Source organism: Paraburkholderia unamae (assembly GCF_003268775.1).
Classification (GTDB): domain Bacteria; phylum Pseudomonadota; class Gammaproteobacteria; order Burkholderiales; family Burkholderiaceae; genus Paraburkholderia; species Paraburkholderia unamae.
Genome location: NZ_QLSU01000020.1, coordinates 113,378 through 130,091, shown reverse-complemented (window position 1 = coordinate 130,091; position 16,714 = coordinate 113,378). Strand labels below are relative to the sequence as shown.

General features: G+C 66.4%; 11 protein-coding genes. 4 read left to right on the top strand and 7 right to left on the bottom strand.

Annotation, left to right across the window (positions count from 1 at the left end; all coding sequences use genetic code 11):
* Positions 1 to 9: 9 nt before the first annotated feature.
* The 4 genes from C7401_RS28490 to C7401_RS28475 form a co-directional block, all read right to left on the bottom strand.
* On the bottom strand, positions 10 to 3,309 hold the full coding sequence (locus C7401_RS28490) for an efflux RND transporter permease subunit (protein ID WP_112174767.1): 3,300 nt from the start codon (positions 3,307 to 3,309) through the stop codon (positions 10 to 12).
* A gap of 4 nt (positions 3,310 to 3,313) precedes the next feature.
* Positions 3,314 to 6,430 carry an MdtB/MuxB family multidrug efflux RND transporter permease subunit gene (locus tag C7401_RS28485; RefSeq protein WP_112174766.1) on the bottom strand — a complete coding sequence of 1,039 codons (3,117 nt, stop codon included), beginning with the start codon at positions 6,428 to 6,430 and terminating at the stop codon, positions 3,314 to 3,316.
* 6 nt (positions 6,431 to 6,436) lie between these two features.
* A complete protein-coding gene (locus tag C7401_RS28480; protein ID WP_112174765.1) occupies positions 6,437 to 7,801 on the bottom strand; it encodes an MdtA/MuxA family multidrug efflux RND transporter periplasmic adaptor subunit in 1,365 nt (454 codons plus the stop codon).
* 503 nt (positions 7,802 to 8,304) lie between these two features.
* On the bottom strand, positions 8,305 to 9,141 hold the full coding sequence (locus tag C7401_RS28475) for an IclR family transcriptional regulator (RefSeq protein ID WP_112174764.1): 837 nt from the start codon (positions 9,139 to 9,141) through the stop codon (positions 8,305 to 8,307).
* Positions 9,142 to 9,726: 585 nt separating this feature from the next.
* On the opposite strand from C7401_RS28475, the gene C7401_RS28470 reads away from it, so the two are divergent.
* Positions 9,727 to 10,644, top strand: coding sequence for a LysR family transcriptional regulator (locus C7401_RS28470; protein WP_112174763.1), 918 nt, complete (start codon positions 9,727 to 9,729; stop codon positions 10,642 to 10,644).
* Positions 10,645 to 10,767: 123 nt separating this feature from the next.
* The gene (locus C7401_RS28465; RefSeq protein WP_112174762.1) at positions 10,768 to 11,517 is read left to right on the top strand and encodes an SDR family oxidoreductase; all 750 of its coding nucleotides are present in this window, start codon (positions 10,768 to 10,770) and stop codon (positions 11,515 to 11,517) included.
* Positions 11,518 to 11,574: 57 nt separating this feature from the next.
* Here C7401_RS28465 and C7401_RS28460 read toward each other — a convergent pair whose 3' ends face one another.
* Positions 11,575 to 12,777, bottom strand: coding sequence for an ammonium transporter (locus C7401_RS28460; protein WP_112174761.1), 1,203 nt, complete (start codon positions 12,775 to 12,777; stop codon positions 11,575 to 11,577).
* A 467-nt stretch (positions 12,778 to 13,244) separates the two neighbouring features.
* Between C7401_RS28460 and C7401_RS28455 the strand changes: the two genes are divergently transcribed.
* The gene (locus C7401_RS28455) at positions 13,245 to 15,029 is read left to right on the top strand and encodes a sensor histidine kinase (RefSeq protein ID WP_112174760.1); all 1,785 of its coding nucleotides are present in this window, start codon (positions 13,245 to 13,247) and stop codon (positions 15,027 to 15,029) included.
* 28 nt (positions 15,030 to 15,057) lie between these two features.
* Here the strand turns inward: C7401_RS28455 and C7401_RS28450 are convergent, their stop codons facing one another.
* Both C7401_RS28450 and C7401_RS28445 read right to left on the bottom strand, forming a co-directional pair.
* Positions 15,058 to 15,387 (bottom strand): hypothetical protein, encoded by a 330-nt coding sequence (locus tag C7401_RS28450; RefSeq protein WP_112174759.1) that lies wholly within the window; start codon positions 15,385 to 15,387, stop codon positions 15,058 to 15,060.
* Positions 15,388 to 15,536: 149 nt separating this feature from the next.
* Positions 15,537 to 16,118: a DJ-1/PfpI family protein gene (locus C7401_RS28445; protein WP_112174758.1), complete on the bottom strand. Its 582-nt coding sequence runs from the start codon at positions 16,116 to 16,118 to the stop codon at positions 15,537 to 15,539.
* Positions 16,119 to 16,176: 58 nt separating this feature from the next.
* Between C7401_RS28445 and C7401_RS28440 the strand changes: the two genes are divergently transcribed.
* Positions 16,177 to 16,713, top strand: a complete 537-nt coding sequence (locus C7401_RS28440; protein ID WP_112174757.1) for a GNAT family N-acetyltransferase — start codon at positions 16,177 to 16,179, stop codon at positions 16,711 to 16,713.
* Position 16,714: the final 1 nt, after the last annotated feature.

Here is a 16,714-nt window from a genome sequence, read left to right as displayed (position 1 = left end):
GCGTGTCGCTTATTCCACCGTCGCCGCCGGCGCACCGCGCCCGCGTTTCGCATCCCACCACACGCGCAGCCGGTCCATATACAGATACACCACCGGCGTCGTATACAGCGTGAGCATCTGGCTCACGATCAGCCCGCCCACGATGGAAATGCCGAGCGGCGCGCGCAGCTCCGCGCCTTCGCCGCGTCCGAACGCGAGCGGCAGCGCGCCGAGCAGGGCCGCGCAGGTCGTCATCATGATCGGCCGGAACCGCAGGAGACACGCCTGGCGGATCGCATCGTGCGAACTCAGCCCCTCGCGCGACGCCTGAATCGCGAAGTCCACCATCATGATCGCGTTCTTCTTCACGATACCGATCAGCAGAATCACCCCGATCAACGCGATGATGCTGAACTCCGTCTTGAAGAGCAGCAGCGCGAGCAGGGCGCCCACGCCCGCCGAGGGCAGCGTGGAGAGAATCGTGAGCGGATGGATATAGCTCTCGTACAGAATGCCCAGCACGATATACACCGCCGCGAGCGCCGCGAGAATCAGGAGCGGCTGGTTGTCGAGCGACTGCTGGAATGCCTGCGCCGTGCCCTGGAAGCTGCCGTGGATCGTCGCGGGCATGCCGATCTGACCCATCGTGTCGTAGATCGCCTGGGTGGCGTCGGAGAGCGATTTGCCGGGCGGCAGGTTGAACGAGATCGTCGAGGCCACGAACTGGCTCTGGTGATTGACCGAAAGCGGCGTCGTGCCGGGGCCGAACGAAGCGATCGCCGAGAGCGGCACCATCGTTTCCTTCGACGTCGACACGGCCGCGCCCGAGGAGGCGCTCGATTTGCCGCTCGCCGCGAGCGAGTTGGTCGCGAGGTTGCGTGCGGAATCGGCCGCGATGGCCGCGGCGCTCGACGCCGTGGTGGCACCCGTGCCGCCCGTCGAAGCCGTGGTCGGCCCGGTCACGGTGCCCGCCGTCGCGTTTGTGCTCTGTGCGCCGCTCGCCGTGCCGCCCGAGGTGCTCACCCAGATTTCGTTGAGCATGGTCGGGCTCTGCCAGTACTTCGGCGCGACTTCCATCACCACGTGGTACTGGTTGAGCGGGTTGTAGATCGTCGAGACCTGGCGCTGGCCGAACGCGTCGTAAAGCGTGTTGTCGATCTGCGAGGGCGTGATTTTCAGTCGCGCGGCGCTCGCGCGGTCGATGTTGATCATCGCTTCCAGGCCGCCTTGCTGCTGGTCCGAATTCACGTCCGTGAGTTCGGGGCGCGCCTGGAGCGCTTCCGTGAGCTTGGGCCCCCACTTGTAGAGGTCGGTGGTGTTGTCGGCGAGCAGCGTGAACTGATACTGCGCGTTCGACTGCCGGCCGCCCACGCGGATGTCCTGCACCGCTTGCAGGAAGGTGCGCGCGCCCGCCACGTTCGAGAGCGGCCCGCGCAGTTGCGCGATCACTTCATCGGCGGAAAGCTTGCGCTCGCTCTTGGGCTTGAGCGAGACGAACATGAAGCCGGCATTGGTCGCGCGACCGCCCGAAAAGCCCGCGACCGATTCGACGGCCGGGTTCGCCTGGACAATACGCATCATCTCGGCGAACTTCACCTTCATCGCCTGGAACGAGGTGGCCTGGTCGGCCTGGATGCCGCCGATCAGGCGCCCCGTGTCCTGTTGCGGGAAGAAGCCCTTGGGCACGACCACGTAGAGCGCGACGTTCAGCGCGATGGTCGCGACGAGCGTGAGCAGGATGATGAACGGATGCGCGAGCGCCCAGCCGAGCGTGCGCTCGTAGCCGCCCTGCATGCGCATGAAGCCGCGTTCGAGCCACTGCGCGAAACGGCCTTCTTCCTTCTTCTCGTGCGCCTCTTCGAGCAGGCGCGAGCACATCATCGGCGTGAGCGTGAGCGAAACAGCGAGCGACACCGCAATGGCGAGCGAAAGCGTGAGCGCGAACTCGCGGAACAGGCGTCCGACAATGCCACCCATCAGCAAAATGGGCAGGAACACGGCGACGAGCGACACGCTGATCGAGAGCACCGTGAAGCCCACTTCGCGCGCGCCAAGCAGGGCCGCCTTCATGCGCGGCACGCCGTTTTCGATATGCCGCGAGATGTTTTCCAGCACGACGATGGCGTCGTCCACGACGAAGCCCGTCGCGATGGTGAGCGCCATGAGCGAGAGGTTGTCGAGCGAGAAGCCCATCAGATACATGGCCGCGAAGGTGCCGATGATCGAGATGGGCACGGCCACGCTCGGGATGAGCGTCGCGCGCCAGTTGCGCAGGAACAGGAACACCACCATCACCACGAGCGCCACGGCGATGATGAGCGTGTGCTCGGTGTCCTTGAGCGACGAGCGGATCGTGACGGAGCGGTCCGAAGTGGGGATCACTTCGACGTCGGCGGGCAGCGACGCTTTCAACTGCGGCAGCATCGCGATCACGCGGTCCACCGTCTCGATGATGTTCGCGCCCGGCTGGCGGTAAAGGATCACGAGCACCGAACGCTTGCCGTTGGCGAGACCGATGTTGCGCAGGTCCTCCACCGAATCGACTACTTCGCCCACGTCCGAGAGTTTCACGCCCGCGCCGTTGCGGTACGCGATCACGAGATCCTTGTACTGGCTCGCCTTGCTCGCCTGGTCGTTGGTATAGAGCTGGAAGCGCTGCGGGCCGAACTCGATGTCGCCCTTCGGGCTGTTCGCGTTGGCCGAGGCGAGCGCCGCGCGCACGTCCTCCAGACCGATGCCGTAGTGAAAGAGCGCGTGCGGTTCCAGTTCGACGCGCACGGCCGGGTTCGCCGAGCCGCTCACGTCGACTTCGCCCACGCCGTCCACCTGCGAGAGCGACTGTTGCAGCACCGTGGCCGCCGAGTCGTAGAGCTGGCCCGCCGACAGCGTGGGCGAGGTGAGCGCGAGAATCAGAATCGGCGCGTCGGCGGGATTGACCTTGTGGTAGGTCGGGTTCTGCCGCAGGCTCGTCGGCAAGTCGGCGCGCGCGGCGTTGATCGCCGCCTGCACGTCGCGCGCGGCGCCGTCGATGTCGCGGTTCAGGCCGAACTGCAACGTGATGCGCGTGCTGCCCACGGAGCTTTGCGAGGTCATCTCGCTCACGTCGGCGATCGACCCCAGGTGCCGCTCCAGCGGGCTCGCCACGCTGGTCGCCACGGTTTCCGGGCTCGCGCCCGGCAAGGTGGCCTGCACGGAGATGGTCGGGAAGTCCACTTGCGGCAGCGGTGCGACCGGCAGCTTCGTGAACGCGAAGAGGCCGGCCAGCGCGATGCCGACGGCGAGCAGCGTGGTGGCGACAGGGCGCGAGATGAACGGGCGCGAGAGATTCATCGCGTCAGCGCTCCGTGGACGAGGCGCCGGATGCGCCGCCGCCAAAGCGTTGCCGCAAGCGCTGCGCCAGCGAATCGAACGCGAGATAGATCACGGGCGTCGTGAAGAGCGTGAGCGCCTGGCTCACGATCAGGCCGCCCGCGATCGCAATGCCGAGCGGCCGGCGCAGCTCGCTGCCCGCGCCGGTGCCGAGCATCAGCGGCAGCGCGCCGAGCAGCGCCGCCATCGTCGTCATCATGATCGGGCGAAATCGCAGGAGACACGCCTGATAGATCGCCTCGCGCGGCGGCTTGCCTTCCTGGCGTTCGGCTTCGAGCGCGAAGTCGATCATCATGATGGCGTTCTTCTTCACGATGCCGATCAACAGCACGATGCCGATGATGCCGATGATGTCGAGATCGTGTCCGGTCATGATGAGCGCGAGCAGCGCGCCGATCCCGGCCGAAGGCAGCGTGGAGAGAATCGTGATGGGATGCACGAAGCTCTCGTACAGCACGCCGAGCACGATATACATCGTGACGATGGCCGCGAGGATCAGGAACAGCTCGTTGGAGAGCGACGCCTGGAACGCGAGCGCCGCGCCCTGGAAGCGCGTCTGGAACGAGCCCGGCAAGCCGATGTCTTTCTCCGCCTGCTGGATCGCCTTCACCGCCGCGCCGAGCGACGAGCCCGCAGCCAGGTTGAACGACACCGTCGTGGCCGGGAACTGCGAGAGATGCGAGACGAGCAGCGGCGAGGGGCGTTCGTGGAACTTCGCGATGGCGGACAGCGGCACCTGGCCCGTGGTCGAAGTCGAGGAGGGCAGGTAGATCGAGTTCAGCGCATCGGTGTAGTGCTGGAGCACCGGGTCGGCTTCGAGAATCACGCGGTACTGGTTCGACTGCGTGAAAATCGTCGAGATGATGCGCTGGCCGTAGGCGTCGTAAAGCGCGTTGTCCACCGTCGCGGGCGTGATGCCGTAGCGCGCCGCGCTCGCGCGGTCGATCTCGATGAACACGGAGCTGCCCTGGTCCTGGAGATCGGTCGCGACATCGGCGAGTTCGGGCAACTGCTGCAAACGCTGCACGAGCTTGGGCACCCAGGTCGTGAAGTCCTGGATGTTCGGCGTGGTCAGCATGAACTGGTATTGCGTGGGGCTGACCGTCGAGTCGATCGTCAGGTCCTGCACCGGCTGCATGTAGAGCGTCGCGCCCGGCACGTGGGCCACGCTCTTTTGCAGGTCGCGAATGATCTCGCTCGCTGTTTCGCTGCGGTCGTCGCGCGGCTTCAGGTTGATGAGCATGCGCCCGCTGTTGAGCGTGATGTTGGTGCCATCCACGCCGATGAACGACGTGAGGCTTTCGACGTTCTCGTTCTTGAGGATCTCCGCGGCGAGCGCCTGCTGGCGTTCGGCCATCGACGCATAGGACACCGACTGCGGCATCTGCGTGATGGCCTGGATCACGCCCGTGTCCTGCACGGGGAAGAAGCCCTTGGGCACGACCACGTAAAGAAAGCCGGTGAGCGCGAGCGTGATGAGGAACACGATCATCGTGAGGCGCTGGCGCTCGAGCACCCATTCGAGCGCCACGCCGTAGCGGCCAATGATGTAATCGAAGAACGCGTGCACGCGCGCCTCGAAGCGATGGCTTTCGGGCGGCGGCGTGTGGCGCAGCATCTTCGCGCACATCATCGGCACGAGCGTGAGCGAGACCACGGCCGAGATCACGATCGTCACTGCGAGCGTGATGGCGAATTCGTGAAAGAGGCGGCCCACCACGTCGCCCATGAAGAGCAGCGGAATCAGCACCGCGATCAGCGACACCGTGAGCGAGATGATGGTGAAGCCGATCTGTTTCGAGCCCTTCAAGGCCGCTTCGAGCGGTGTTTCGCCATCCTCGACATAGCGTGCGATGTTCTCGATCATGACGATGGCGTCGTCCACCACGAAGCCTGTCGCGATGGTGAGCGCCATGAGCGAGAGGTTGTCGAGCGAGAAGCCGCACAGGTACATGACCGCGAGCGTGCCGATGAGCGAAAGCGGCACGGAAAGGCTGGGGATGATCGTGGCGTAGATGTTCGCGAGGAACAGGTACATCACGAGCACCACGAGCACCACGGACATCAGCAGCTCGAACTGCACGTCGCGCACCGAGGCGCGGATCGTGGTGGTGCGGTCGGTGACGATCTGCACGTCGAGCGAGGAGGGCAGCGATTCCTGCAACTGCGGCAAGAGCGCCTTGATGTTGTCGACCACCTGGATCACGTTCGCGCCCGGCTGGCGCTGCACGTTCAGGATGATCGCGGGCGTGCCGTCCGCCCACGCGCCGAGCTTGGTGTTCTCCGCGCCCTGCACGATGTTCGCGACATCCGTGAGCATGACGGGGCGGCCGTTGCGGTACGCGATCACGGCGTCCTTGTACGCGTCGGCGTCGGTCAACTGGTCGTTCGCGTTGATCGTGTAGGCGCGCGTGGGGCCGTCGAAGTTGCCCTTCGGCGTGTTGACGTTCAGGTTCGAGATGCTCGTGCGCAGGTCGTCCAGATTCAGGCCGTAGGCCGCGAGCGCGCGCGGATTCGCCTGGATGCGCACGGCGGGGCGCTGGCCGCCAGACAGGCTCACGAGGCCCACGCCCGCCACCTGCGAGATTTTCTGCGCGAGGCGCGTATCGGCGAGATCCTGGATCTGCGTGAGCGGCAGCGTTTTCGAGGTGATCGCGAGCGTCAAGATCGGCGCGTCGGCGGGGTTCACCTTCGCGTAGATCGGCGGCGCGGGCAGGTCCGAGGGCAGCAGGTTGCCGGCCGCGTTGATGGCGGCCTGCACTTCCTGCTCGGCCACATCGAGCGGCAGGTCGAGGCTGAACTGCAAGGTGATGACCGAGGAGCCCGCCGAGCTTTGCGACGACATCTGGTTGAGCGACGGCATCTGCCCGAACTGGCGCTCGAGCGGCGCCGTGACCGAGGACGTCATCACATCCGGGCTCGCGCCCGGATAGAAGGTCTGCACCTGGATGGTCGGGTAGTCGACTTCAGGCAGGGCGGAGAGCGGCAGGAAGCGCAGCGCGACGAGACCGACCAGCATGATCGCCGCCATGAGCAGCGCCGTGCCGACCGGCCGCAGGATAAAGGCGCGGGATGGATTCATGCTGGCTTACTGGGCTTGCGTCTGCGAGGCGTGGCGGCGGCCATGATGCGCGCCCGAGGCGGCGCCGGCCCACGATGCGCCCTTCGCACCGGATGCGCCCGCTGCCCCCTTCGCGTGCTGAGGATGCTCGGCGGGAATCGTGATCTTCGCGCCTTCGCGCAGGCGGTCCGAGCCGTCGGTCACCACGCGCTCGCCCACGGCGAGTCCCGAGGCGATGCTGGTGCGCTCGGCGTCCACGGGGCCGACCTTCACGAGCCGCACGGTCACGGTGTTGTCGGGTTTCGCGACATAGACGTACTGCCCTTGCGAGCCGTTGAGCACGGCTGAAGTGGGGACGATCACGGCGTTGTGGAGCGTATCGACGAGCAGGCGCGCGTTGACGAACTGGTTCGGGAAGAGCATCTGCTCGTGGTTCGTGAAGCTCGCGCGCAGTTTGACGGTGCCGGTCGTGGTGTCGATCTGGTTGTCGATGGTCTGGAGCGAGCCGGCTTCCAGCATCGTGGTGTTGCTGCGGTCGTAGGCCGTGACCGACATCTTCGTGCCCGCGCGCAACTGTTTCATGATGGAGGGCAGGTTGTCCTCCGAGGTCGTGAAGATCACGCTGATCGGTTCGAGCTGCGTGAGCACGACAAGGCCGTTGGTGTCGCCCGGCGTCACGTAGTTGCCCGGATCGACCTGGCGCAGGCCCACGCGGCCCGACACGGGCGCGGTGATGCGCGCGTAGGTGAGGTCGAGCTTGTAGGTGTCGACGTTGGCCTGATCGGACTTGACGGTGCCCTCGTACTGCTTGACGAGCGACGCCTGGGTGTCGACCTGCTGGCTCGCGATCGAGTCCTGCGAGAGCAGCGTCTGGTAGCGCTTGAGGTCGAGGCGGGCGGTGGCGAGCAGCGCCTGGTCGCGCGCGAGCTGGCCTTCGGCGTTGGCGAGCGAGATCTGGTACGGGCGCGGGTCGATCTGGGCGAGCACGTCGCCCTTGTTCACCATCTGGCCTTCCTGGAAGTACACGTTCTGGAGCGTGCCGGAAAGTTGCGTGCGCACCGTGATGTCGGCGAGCGGCGTGACCGTGCCGAGCGCGGTGATGACGATGGGCATGTCGCCGGCCTTCGCCGTGGCCACGCTCACCGGCTGGGGCATGTTGGCCATCGCGCCCGGGCCGCCGTGGCGCATGCGCGCGCCGGCCGCCGGTGCTGCGTTGCCGCCCGAAAGCGCCTTGTTCCACGGTTGCCAGCGTGCCAGCACGATGCCGGCGATCACGATCACGACGCCGAGCGCGATGAACTTGCCCTTGCCGCGCCTGGCGGCGACCGGAGCGGGGGACTGCGGCTTCGTATCTCTACGGGAGGAATCCGGGCGCTTTTCTTGTTGATCCATCGGTCAGGTCGGTAACGGGTTCTCGTGGGCTCTCGTGTGAGCGGATTATGTGTCGCGGGCGGCGAGGCGCACGCATGGGGCGGCGCACTCGCGCCGCACGAGCGCCGATGCTACGTGGATGGCGCGCAAGCTTGATGTCAGGCGCCGTGGCGGGCTGGCCGGGGCCGCGCCATGAGGTCACGGGCGGTGTGCGGCTGGCTGGCGTGTGGGCGCAACAGGCGCACCGGACGCTGCGGGCGCGGCCAGGTGAGCCGTGCGTTCCGTCCGTTCGCGCGGTGTGCCATGCAGGCGCCGAGCCGGCAGCCCCAGCGCGAGCCGCGTGCGATTGCGTCCTGGGCCTGCTCCAGGCCCGGTTTCGCGCAGGCGAGCCCTGACGGCCCTTGCCGCCAAAAAGCATGATGCTACGTTGCCCCCTTCGTTACAGTCCAGCGGCGTTTCTTTCAGGACGTTACGGTCGTTACACCTGCTGAGGGTTTTCTGTAAGGCGAAGGGGCGGTGGGCACTCAGGATCCGATGGGCAGGCGCTGCGCGCCGCCGATTTCCTCGACGACGCGCGCGACGCATTCGCGCATCAGCGGCACGACGTGGGCGACGAGCCATTCGCGCGGGCATTGCTGCGCGGCGCCGCCGCAGTTGATCGCGTAGATCTCGCCATTGGGTCCGGCGAACGCGGTGGCGATGGCGTTCAGGCCGTCGTACCACTCGCCGATCGCGAGCCCGTAGCCCTGTGCCGAGGTCTCGGAGATCGCGGCGTCGAGCCGGCTGCCGACGAACCCCCAGTCGTTGCCGGTCGAGGCCCGCAGCGCTGCGGTGAGTTCGGTGCGCGCATCGGGGTGGAGCGCGGCGAGATAGGCGCGGCCCACCGCGGTGCGCGCCATGTCGATGCGCGAGCCGACTTCGAGGCGCGTGACGAGCACCGCCGTACGGGGGCGGATCGCGTCGATCACCACCATATCGAGGCGGTCGCGCACCGTGAGGTGCACCGAGAGGGCGGTGCGTTCGGCAAGCTGGGTGAGGAACGGCCGCGCGCGGCTGCGGATGTCGGAGTTGCGCAGGAATCCGTTGGAGAGCTCCAGCACCGACGAGGTGAGCACGAAGCGCTCGCTGTCGGGCAGCCGCGCGAGAAAGCCGGTGCTCACGAGTGTGCCCGTGAGACGCGACAGCGTGGGCTTCGGGATGCCCGTCAGTTCGGTCAGCTCGCGATTGCTCAGCGGCGCGTCGGCGGCCGCGACACAGCGCAGGACGGCGAGGCCGCGCGCGAGCGCGGTGACTTCGTCGGCGGCGCCGTCTTTTTCGCGGGGCGCTTCGTTGTTGCCGCTCGGTTCGGGTGGGTTGGTCATCGGCGAAGGATTTTTCCGAAACAGGATTTCAGATTCTGGTTCTGCGTAGGTTTCGTGCCGGTTACTTTCTGGCAACGCCAGACTTGGCGGGCAGGTGTTACATGGCGCGAGTTTTTGCGTGTGATCGATATCACATTCCCAAAATTGGGGCACATATCGGCAAGCGATTGTAATGGATGCGAGATGCTTGATGATTCGCGTATTTTGGCGAGATTTTGCTTGACTTAGTCAGCATGCAGGTAAAAAATGGAATCTCATTTCGGTAAAGTGCTGAAACGCCGCTTAACCCCGTATAACTTGCGGGGTTTTAATATGCCCGGAACTATGCATTACGCATATTTTTCCGGTGGTTTCCCCGGTAATGCTCCCGGCAGTGCGGCGCTCGCCAGCCGAATATCGTCTCTCAGGTTCTAGCACGGCCCTCGGAATGGCTAGAACTTTTCAAGGCGCCACGTGCAAGCGTGGCGCTTTTTTTTGCCTGCTTTTTCACACAGCGTCGGTGGCTTTCGCCACGCTCGCGCTTCGAACGCTCCAGTCTTCGCAACTGCCGTACCATCGCACCATACCCGTTCGATGGAGTGGCACATGCTTTCCGAAGACGAACTCGCCTTGCTCGATGCGATTCGCGAAACCGGTAGCCTCACGCGCGCCGCCGTGCGCCTGAACAAGGCGCCTTCCACGGTGTCGCACGCCGCACGGCAACTCGAAGCGCGCTTCGACGCGCTGCTCTTCGACCGTCGGCGCTATCGCCTGCAACTCACGCCGGCCGGGCATCTGCTTGCCGAGGAAGCGGGACGTCTGATGCAGGACGTCGCACGCATGACGCAGCGCGTGCGGCAGATCGCGAACGGGTGGGAAGACCGCCTGTGGATCGTCACCGACGAGATTCTCGAATTCGAACTGCTGATGCCCTTGATTCGCGACTTCGACGCCTTGCAGTCCGGCGTCCGGCTGCGCTTCACGCACGAGGTGCTCTCGGGCACGTGGGAGGCGCTGCGCGACGGTCGCGCCGATCTGATCATCGGTGCGACCAACGAGCCGCCCGCGATCGACGGCCTTCACTGGTTCGAGCTGGGCGTGATGGAGTGGGTATTCGCGGTGTCGCCGCGCCACCGGCTTGCGCGCGAAAATGCGCCGCTCTCGCGCGAGCGTATGCTTGCCGAGCGTGGCGTGGCGGTGGGCGACTCGGCGCGTCTCACGCCGGGGCGAGCCTACGGGCTGCTGGGCGGTCAAGACGTGCTGGCGGTGCCGTCGATGCGCGCCAAGATCCTCGCGCAGCGAGACGGCCTGGGTGTGGGCTGGGTGCCGCGCCTGCGCGCCGCGAAGCTGATCGAGCGCGGCGAACTGGTCGAGAAGCCCACGGTGGCCGCGCGCGAGCCCAACGTGCTTTACGTGGCGTGGCGCGGGGAACAGCCGGGGCGGGCGCAGCAATGGTGGCTCGACCGGCTGCGCGAACCGCGGCTGGCGAAACGTCTTGTGGAAGGCATCGCGGTCACAGGCTGACGCGCCACGACGTTCGATGCCTTCGAACGTTTGCGCCAGGGTCATCGCACGGCAGACGAAGCTGCTCGCGGCACCATAGCGTCACGGTCGCAGTTCGGACCCACCCCTTCAAGGAGAAACGTCATGAACCGCTTTGCAAACAAAACTGTCCTCGTCACCGGCGGCACCAGCGGCATTGGCCTCGCGGCCGCACAAGCCTATGCGGCCGAAGGCGCGCATGTCATCGTCACCGGCCGCGACGAAGCCGGGCTCGAAGCCGCGCGCGCAGCACTCGGCCCGAACTCGCACGCCTGGCGCAACGACGCCGCCTCGATCACCGGCGCGCGCGAACTGGCCGCCGCCGTGCGCGACGCGGGCCTGCGCCTCGACGCCGTATTCATCAACGCAGGCGTGGCGAAGCTCGCGCCGTTCGAGCAAGTGGACGAAGCGCTCTGGGACGTCACCTTCGACACCAACGTGAAGGGCGCGTACTTCCAGATTCAGGCGCTCCTGCCGGTGCTCAACGATGGCGCGGCCATCGTGCTCAACGGCTCGATCAACGCGCATATCGGCATGCCGACGTCGTCGGTCTACGCGGCGAGCAAGGCCGCGCTGATTTCGTTCGCCAAGACGCTCTCGGCCGAACTGCTGCCGCGCGGCATTCGCGTGAACGTGGTGAGCCCCGGGCCCGTGAAGACGCCGCTCTACAACAAGTTCGGCATGGATGCCGCCGCGCTTGCGGCGGCCGAGGAATCGATCCGCGCGCTGGTGCCGCTCAAGCGCTTCGCGACCGTGGAGGAAATCGCCTCGACGGTGCTGCATCTGAGCGCGGCGGAGTCGGCTTTCATGATCGGCACCGAAGTGATCGTTGCCGGCGGAATGGGCCAGCTTTGATGGGCCGCTGATGTCGGGCAGCGCGGGCGGCAGGGCGCCGCCCGCGTGGGTACAGCGTCAGGAGACCGTTTCGCGCTCGGGCGTGGCCGTGATCTTGTGGATCGACAGATCGGTGCCGTTGAACTCCTGCTCCCGATCGATGCGCAAGCCCACGAACTTGCGCAGCAGGCCGTACACCAGCAGGCCGCCGAGGAAGGCGATCACGATGCCCGCGAGCGTGCCGACGATCTGCGCGCCGAGCGACACGCCGCCGATCCCGCCCAGCCAGTGCTGGCCGAAAATGCCGGCCGCAATCCCGCCCCATGCGCCGCACAGTCCGTGCAGCGGCCACACGCCGAGCACGTCGTCGATGCGCCAGCGGTTCTGCACGCAGGTGAACATATAGACGAACAGTGCGCCGGCGACCGCCCCCGTCACGAGTGCGCCGAGCGGATGCATGATGTCTGATCCCGCGCACACGGCCACGAGCCCCGCGAGCGGCCCGTTGTAGGTGAAGCCCGGGTCGTTGCGGCCCGCGAACCAGGCCGCGAGCGTGCCGCCCACCATCGCCATGAGCGAGTTGACGGCGACGAGGCCGCTGATCTTGTCGATGGTCTGCGCGCTCATCACGTTAAAGCCGAACCAGCCCACCGCGAGCACCCACGCGCCCAGTGCGAGAAACGGGATGTTCGAGGGGGGATGCGCGGCAATGCGGCCGTCGCGCGTATAGCGGCCGTGGCGCGGTCCGAGCAGCAGCACGGCCGGCAATGCGATCCAGCCGCCGAACGCGTGCACGACCACGGAGCCCGCGAAGTCATGGAACGGTACGCCGAACACGTGCGTCATCGCATCTTCGAAACCGAGGCGGTTGTTCCATACCATGCCCTCGAAAAACGGGTAGATGAAACCGACGATCACGAAGGTTGCGAACAGTTGCGGATTGAATTTCGAGCGCTCCGCAATCCCGCCCGACACGATGGCCGGAATGGCCGCCGCGAAGGTGAGCAGGAAGAAGAAGCGCACGAGCGAGTAGCCGTTGTGCTCGGCGAGCACGTCGGCGTGCGAGAAGAACTGCACGCCGTAGGCGAGCGTATAGCCGATGAAGAAGTACGCGATCGTCGAAATCGAAAAATCGACGAGGATCTTCACGAGCGCGTTGACCTGGTTCTTCTTGCGCACGGTGCCGAGTTCGAGAAACGCGAACCCCGCGTGCATGGCGAGCACCATGGCTGCGCCGAGCAGCAGAAACAGCGTGTCGGTGCCGGTCTTGAGATTGTCCATCTGGCTTGCCCAGTTTGCCCAAAATGGGCGCATAGTCAGCAAGATGCGGGCCAGCTTGAGCGCCAAACTGGTGAACGAGCGTAAGAAAACGCGTTAAGCCGGTGCGGACGTGCACCGAAGCGGGAAAAAGTGCCGTGCGAGGTCTGCAAATCTGGTGCTCGGCCACGTCTCACATGCACCACGGCGCGGCACTCTTTCTGGGCGTGCGCGCAAAGGTGGGGAAATGGCGCGCCAGAATAGGGCGATAAATTCGAATTTCCTTTCTTTATCAAGGTGTTGTCGGCTATTCGAAAACTTTCCTGGGGGCGAGCGCGTGGCGTGGCGCGGACCCTCGCGTTGTGCGAATTCCACACCATGCCGCCGCCTGCCCGGTCGAGCCGCAGCAGGGCACACATAGGGCGCAAACGCCGACATAATGGCCGCATCGCCACCTCACGCGCGTCCGGTCGCCCCGAACCCGCCAAGCAATGCGTCTCACGACAAAAGGGCTTCTGCTGATCGCGATTCCCGCCGTATTCGAACTGATCCTGCTGTCGGCCATCGTGAAGACCGAGGCCGACGCCGAGGCTGCCGAGCGCTGGGGCCAGCACAGCCAGTCCGTGCTGGCCCAGGCGTCGCGCGTACTCGAACCGGTGCTGGTGGAGTCGGTGCAACTGCGTGGCGCGGTGGCGGCCGACGACACGCGTTATGTGACGCCCGTTTCGTTGTGGATGGACGTGGATCGCCGCATCGACCGGCTCGTGGATCTCGTCTCCGATAATCCGTCCCAGGTCGAGCGCGCGGTGCAGATCCGCCAGGCGGTGCAGAACTATCGCCAGTGGTCGGACCGCATGCAGGACCTGCTGCGCTCGGGACGTCGCGCCGACCTGGCCGAGCGCTTTCGTGCGCTCACGGGCGCCGACGTGCTTGACCGCGTGCGCGCGCAGATTGTCTCGTTCCAGACCGAGGAGCGCCGCCTCGACGTGATGCGCGTGAGCGCCGCCGAGGCGGCGCGCGCCCAGCAGCAAACGCTCGTGATGGCGGCCGTGATCGGGTCGATCGTGCTGGTGGCGCTGGCCGTGTGGCTGTTCACGCGCGGCGTGCGCGGGCGGCTCGACGCGCTCACCGACAACGCGAACCGGCTCGCCGCGAACGAGCCGCTCGCGCCGCTCACGGCAGGCAACGACGAAATCGCCGAACTCGACCTCACGCTCCATCAGATCAGCCAGCGGCTGATCGAGGCCGAACGCCTGCGTCTCGGTTTTCAGGCCGACCTCGCGCGGCGTGCCGACCAGCTCGCGCGCATCAACGAAAACCTGCGCCAGCAGACGCAGGAAAACGAGATGTTCATCCACGGCGTGTCGCACGATCTGCGCGCGCCACTCGTGAACCTCCAGGGTTTTTCGCGCGAACTCGATCACGCGTGCAACGACTTGCGCGAGCGCGTGGCGAAGTCCTCGCTGGCGCCCGAGGTGCGCGAGCGCATCGAGCGAACCATCAACGAGGACATTGGCGAGGCGCTGCGTTATCTCCAGACGGCCGTGCTGCGCGCGTCCCACATCATCGACGCGCTGTTGCGCCTCGCGCGCGTGGGCCGCGTGGAGTACCGGCGCCAGCGCGTGGGCGTGCGCGAGCTCGTGCAGCGCGTAGTCGACGCCATGCACGCTTCGATTCGCGCGCGCGGCGCGCAGGTGAGCGTGCAGGTGCTGCCCGATGTCTGGGGCGATCCGACGGCGCTCGAACAGGTGTTTGCGAACCTGATCGGCAACGCGCTCAACTATCTCGATCCGGAGCGTGAAGGGCGCGTGGAGATCGGCACGGCGAGCGCGCCGCCGGGTGTCGAGTCGCTCCAGATTTTCTATGTGCGCGACAACGGACTCGGTATTCCCGAAGTGGGGCTGCCGCGCCTCTTTCAGGCGTTCGCGCGCATGCACGGCAATGTCGCGCCGGGCGAGGGCATCGGGCTCGCGCTCGTGCGGCGCGTGGTCGAGCGGCACGGTGGGCGCGTCTGGGTGGAGTCGGTGGAAGGCGAGGGGACGACGTTCTATCTGTCGTTGCCCGACGCGCTGGCGGTCGCGCCGCCGGCGCCCGGCGACGCCGAGCAGATCATCAGCGCGCTCGAACGCGCGGAGCGGGAGGCGAGCAGCACCGCCGCAGACGGCGCCGGCGGTGCGAATGCGAAAGCCGGCGAGCGAACCGAGACGCGTTCGCAGGCGGGCACGCAGCCAGGCACGGAAGCGGGAACGGTTTTGCGCCCGCCCGCGGGCGCCTAGTCATATTGCATGTGATATAGCCGTGCGCTCAGCAGGCGCCGAAGATACGGCGCGCCTTGAGCAGGCGGCTTGCGCGAAACGACCAGATGCCGCCCACGGCTGCGAGCGCGAGCGCCACGGCCAGCGCGACGCGAGGACTCGCGCCGAGCCCGAACGGCACGCTGACGGACCCGGCGAAGCAGCGCTCGAGCACGAGCAGGGCCGCCCACAAGGCCAGCGTGGCCTGCACGAGCAGACGCGTGCCATGCGCGTGGCGCGCGCGGTCGGTCAAGCTGCCCTTGCGCCCGTTACGCGAACAAAAAAAAGCGATCGCCGCCAGGGCGATCGCGAGTATCACTAACCAGTCTGTTAGATTCATCGACTCGCACTCCGAATAACTGGCGCTCATTCTGGCCAGTGGCGGCGTGCGGTGAAATCAGACCAGTCCGAATCGCAAGTCGGCTCGCACCATGTCGTGTGCAGGACCGGTGCGCACGGCGAGCGATGAGCGAGTCGACGATCGGGTGCTTACGGCTCGATGCGCGTGCCGAGCAGCGCGAGGAACTGGCGCAGCCATTCGGGGTGGGCGGGCCACGCCGGCGCGGTCACGAAGGGCGCGTCGGTCACGGCGCTGTCGATGGCGATGTCGGCGTATTCGCCGCCCGCGAGTCGCACTTCGGGCGCGCAGGCCGGGTAGGCCGAGATGCGCTTGCCGCGGATCACCTCGGCGGCGGCGAGTAGTTGCGCAGCATGACAAATTGCCGCGATGGGCTTGTTCGCCTGGGCGAAATAGCGCACCAGCTCGATGACCTTCGGATTCAGGCGCAGGTATTCCGGCGCGCGGCCGCCCGCGATGGCCAGCGCGTCGTAGCCGGCGGCGTCGATCTCGTCGAAGGTCGCGTTGAGCGTGAACTGATGGCCCGGTTTTTCCGTGTAGGTCTGGTCGCCCTCGAAGTCGTGGATGGCGGTCTTCACACGCTCGCCGGCCTTTTTGCCGGGACACACGGCGTCGACGCGATGGCCGACGGCCTGCAACGCCTGGAAAGGCACCATCGTTTCGTAGTCTTCGGCAAAGTCGCCGGTGAGAAACAGGATCTTCTTGACGGCCATCGTTGATCTCCAGAGGGGACGGTGGAACAGATCGTGCGCTCACGGAGTCTACCTCAACATGTTTGACGATTTTGCAACGCATTCCGGCAGCGGTCGCGCGCCGGTTTCCATCGACTGGCGCCGCTATGCGGCGGGGCGCGACGCGCCTGCGCTGGCCGCCTTGTTTCGCGCGTCCGTCTCCACGCTGGCGGCTTCGCACTATGACGCGGCGCAGCGTGCGGTCTGGGCCGCGGCCGCCGACGATCTCGCCGGTTTCGAGGCGCGACTGGCGCGCGGCGTGACACTGGTCGCACACTGCGACGGCGCTGCCGTGGCGTTCGGCCAGCTCTTTCCGCGCGATCACGTGGAGATGCTGTATGTGGCGCCGGCCTGGTCGCGCCGCGGGCTCGCCACGGCGCTGGTGGCGCGGCTCGAAGCGTTCGCGCGCGAGTCGCGGGCGAGCGTGTTGAGCGTGGATGCGAGCGCGTTGTCGCGGCCCGTTTTCGAGCGCGCGGGGTTTTCGCTGATTTCGTCAGAATGGGTTTGGCGCGACGGCGTATCATTGCCGCGTTTTCACCTATGCAAGCCGCTCCATGCGGTGAACTTCTCAGGATGAC

Excerpts from the sequence above, each read along its gene's own strand:
- C7401_RS28490 (WP_112174767.1), bottom strand. The coding sequence starts at position 3,309 with ATGAATCTCTCGCGCCCGTTCATCTCGCGCCCTGTCGCCACCACGCTG.
- C7401_RS28485 (WP_112174766.1), bottom strand. The coding sequence starts at position 6,430 with ATGAATCCATCCCGCGCCTTTATCCTGCGGCCGGTCGGCACGGCGCTG.
- C7401_RS28480 (WP_112174765.1), bottom strand. The coding sequence starts at position 7,801 with ATGGATCAACAAGAAAAGCGCCCGGATTCCTCCCGTAGAGATACGAAG.
- C7401_RS28475 (WP_112174764.1), bottom strand. The coding sequence starts at position 9,141 with ATGACCAACCCACCCGAACCGAGCGGCAACAACGAAGCGCCCCGCGAA.
- C7401_RS28470 (WP_112174763.1), top strand. The coding sequence starts at position 9,727 with ATGCTTTCCGAAGACGAACTCGCCTTGCTCGATGCGATTCGCGAAACC.
- C7401_RS28465 (WP_112174762.1), top strand. The coding sequence starts at position 10,768 with ATGAACCGCTTTGCAAACAAAACTGTCCTCGTCACCGGCGGCACCAGC.
- C7401_RS28460 (WP_112174761.1), bottom strand. The coding sequence starts at position 12,777 with ATGGACAATCTCAAGACCGGCACCGACACGCTGTTTCTGCTGCTCGGC.
- C7401_RS28455 (WP_112174760.1), top strand. The coding sequence starts at position 13,245 with ATGCGTCTCACGACAAAAGGGCTTCTGCTGATCGCGATTCCCGCCGTA.
- C7401_RS28450 (WP_112174759.1), bottom strand. The coding sequence starts at position 15,387 with ATGAATCTAACAGACTGGTTAGTGATACTCGCGATCGCCCTGGCGGCG.
- C7401_RS28445 (WP_112174758.1), bottom strand. The coding sequence starts at position 16,118 with ATGGCCGTCAAGAAGATCCTGTTTCTCACCGGCGACTTTGCCGAAGAC.
- C7401_RS28440 (WP_112174757.1), top strand. The coding sequence starts at position 16,177 with ATGTTTGACGATTTTGCAACGCATTCCGGCAGCGGTCGCGCGCCGGTT.